This is a genomic window from Burkholderia sp. HAN2018 (assembly GCF_024704855.1).
GTDB lineage: Bacteria > Pseudomonadota > Gammaproteobacteria > Burkholderiales > Burkholderiaceae > Burkholderia > Burkholderia cepacia.
On the sequence record NZ_QOBB01000443.1, the window covers coordinates 1 to 2,613 of the forward strand.

Consider the following 2,613-nt stretch of genomic DNA (forward strand, 5'->3'; position numbering starts at 1 on the left):
CGTCAGCGCATCCTGCCGCGCCCACGCGCGCTGCAACGCGGCCGCCGCGCGATCGGCCAGCGCCGCCGCGGCGATCGCCCGCACGCGCATGTCGCCGAAGCGCTGCAGCGTGTACGGATCGTCGCTCGCCTGCGCGACCTCCGACTGTATCCATGGGCGGCCATGCTTCAGCACGTAGTCACGCGCTTCCGCCAGCGCACCTTCCGCGAGCCCGACGAACAGGTTCGTCAGCACGAGCTGCGACACGAGCGTGCGCAGCGTCGCGCGCGGTGTCGGCGGCGCCTCGGAGCGGTGCAGCACCTCGTCCGGCGCGAGCGTCACGCCGTCGAAGTTCACGCTGCCGCTATCGGTCTGGCGCTGGCCGATCGGATCCCAGTCTTCGTTGACCGTGATCCCCGCGCGATCGGTCGGCACCACGCCGAACACGGTGCGGCCCGCTTGCGGATCGTGCGCGGACACCGTCATGCGCTGCGAGCCGCGCGTGCCCGAACAGAAGCCCTTCACGCCGTCGAGCCGGTAGCCGCCGTCCGGCGTCGCGGTCGCCGCCAGCCGCGTGTCGAGCGGGTTGACCGCATTGCCCCACCACCAGCGATGCTCGACCGTGCCGCGCAGATAGCGTTCGCGCTGTGCCGCGCTACCCCACACGTCGACGCTCACCACCTGCAGGATCTGAAACCCGACCAGATGCGCGAGCGCGCTGTCGACGCGCGCGATCCGCCGGATCGTGTCGTAGATCGCCGGCCACCCCGCTTCCTGCCCGCCGAATTCGCGCGGCACCGCGAGCGTCAGCAGGCCCGCGTCGGCGAGCCACTGCTTTTCCTGCGCGGCGTGGCCGCCCGCGCGATCGCGCGCGGCGGCGGTTTCGCGCAGCGTTTCGATGACGCGCGCCAGTGCGTCCGGATCGACGGCTGACACATCCGTTGCAGCGGCGAGCATCGCCGGGCCGCGGGGATCGTTCATGCGACGGCTTCCTGTTCCTGGGTCGAGACAGCTTCCGACAACGGCACGAGTTTCCCGAGTTCGCGCCTGCCGGTCAACCGCGCGAGGATCTCGCGCCGCCAGTCGTCGTAGATCGCGCGGTATTCGGCGATATCCGCGCCGAACACGTGCGCGGTGTGCGCGTACTCGTCGTGCAGGTAACCGTCGAGCCGCGCCTGCGTTTCCTCGTCGGCCGCGATCACGCGATCGATCAGCGCGTCGCGTTCGGCCGCCGGCAGCGCCTTCAACGTGTCGAACCACCACTGGACGATCTGCACGCGATGCCACTCCTCGTCCGGCCGGATCCGGTTCTCGCCATGCTCGCGCATCGCGCTGTCGCCGATACGGCCGGTCTTGCGCTGGATCCACAGCTTCGCGAGGATGTGCAGCTCGTAATGCCACTCGAACGCGAGAAAGCCCGCGACGTCGCGCACCGCGATGTCGCCGATGCGCGCCCAGTGCGCGGCGACGAGCCGGTCGATTTCCGGCAGCGGATCGCGCCCCGTCAGTTCGGTCACGCGCTCACGGCCGATCACCGCGTGCGCGCCGTCGTCGCCGAGCTGGCGCGACAGGATCAGCTGGAAATGCGGGTCGTCGCGGAACAGCGTGTCGATCGCCTTCGCGACGACCTGCACGATGAACAGGTCGTGCGACGCCATCTTCGTGTAGTAGTCGGCGACGGCGGCCAGTTCGTCTTCGCCGCGCGGCTCGCGCGGCGGTGTCGCCAGCTTGTCCGGGAAGCCGGGACGATGGCGTCGTGCGACGTCCAGGAACAGTGCTTCCTCGAATTGTCCGTTCCATTCGCGCGGCGCGCCGATGGGTAAGGTCATGGGTATCGTTCTCTCAGGGTCTTCAATGAAAAGAGCCGGCGCTTGTGGCGCCGCTCAGGTACGCCGGGTCACGCGTCGGACCAGGCGGTCGCCCGTGATTTGCACGGCCGAAACGAGTGCGATCAGGATCACGATCACGGTCGCCATGACGGTCGTGTCGAAACGCTGATAGCCGTAGCGGATCGCGAGATCGCCGAGCCCGCCCGCGCCGACGGCACCCGCCATCGCGGTCGAGCCGATCAGCGCGACGACGGTGATCGTGAAGCCGCCGAGCATGCCGGGGAGCGCCTCGGGCAGCAGCACGTGCCAGACGATATGGCGGCGCTTCGCGCCCATCGCGAGCGCGGCTTCGATCAGCCCGCGATCGACTTCGCGCAGGCTCACCTCGGCGATCCGCGCGAAAAACGGGATCGCGGCGATCGACAGCGGCACGACGGCCGCCCATACGCCGATCGTCGTGCCGATCAGCACGCGCGTAAACGGCAGCAGCGCGACGAGCAGGATGATGAACGGCGTCGAGCGGAACACGTTGACGAGCGCGCCGAGCACCGCGTTCACGCCGCGCCGCTCGTAGATGCCGCCGGGCGCGGTCGTCACGAGGATCACCGCGAGCGGGACGCCGAGCAGCGCCGCGACCGCGGCCGACGCGGCGACCATCGACAGCGTGTCGCGGATCGCGTCGAGCAGTTCGGGCCACCAGAGGTCAAACATAGCCGAGCACCTCCGCGTGATTCGCGTGGCGGCGCGCGCGTTCGAGCAGCGCCGCCACCGCACCGCCGCGGGCCGCCGGCTGGCCGGCGTCGTC

General features: G+C 70.1%; 3 protein-coding genes. All 3 read right to left on the reverse strand.

The genetic code is table 11. From position 1 onward, the window contains the following. Positions 1-960 (reverse strand): acyl-CoA dehydrogenase family protein (locus tag DPV74_RS40740; RefSeq protein WP_119339239.1); only part of this gene is annotated, 960 nt, incomplete at its 3' end. Then, entirely contained in the window at positions 957-1,808 is an 852-nt protein-coding gene (locus tag DPV74_RS40745) for a hypothetical protein (protein WP_021159288.1), read from the reverse strand. The genes DPV74_RS40740 and DPV74_RS40745, both read right to left, overlap by 4 nt. Positions 1,809-1,862: 54 nt before the next feature. Continuing rightward, entirely contained in the window at positions 1,863-2,519 is a 657-nt protein-coding gene (locus tag DPV74_RS40750) for a methionine ABC transporter permease (RefSeq protein WP_060083759.1), read from the reverse strand. Positions 2,520-2,613 lie beyond the last annotated feature (94 nt).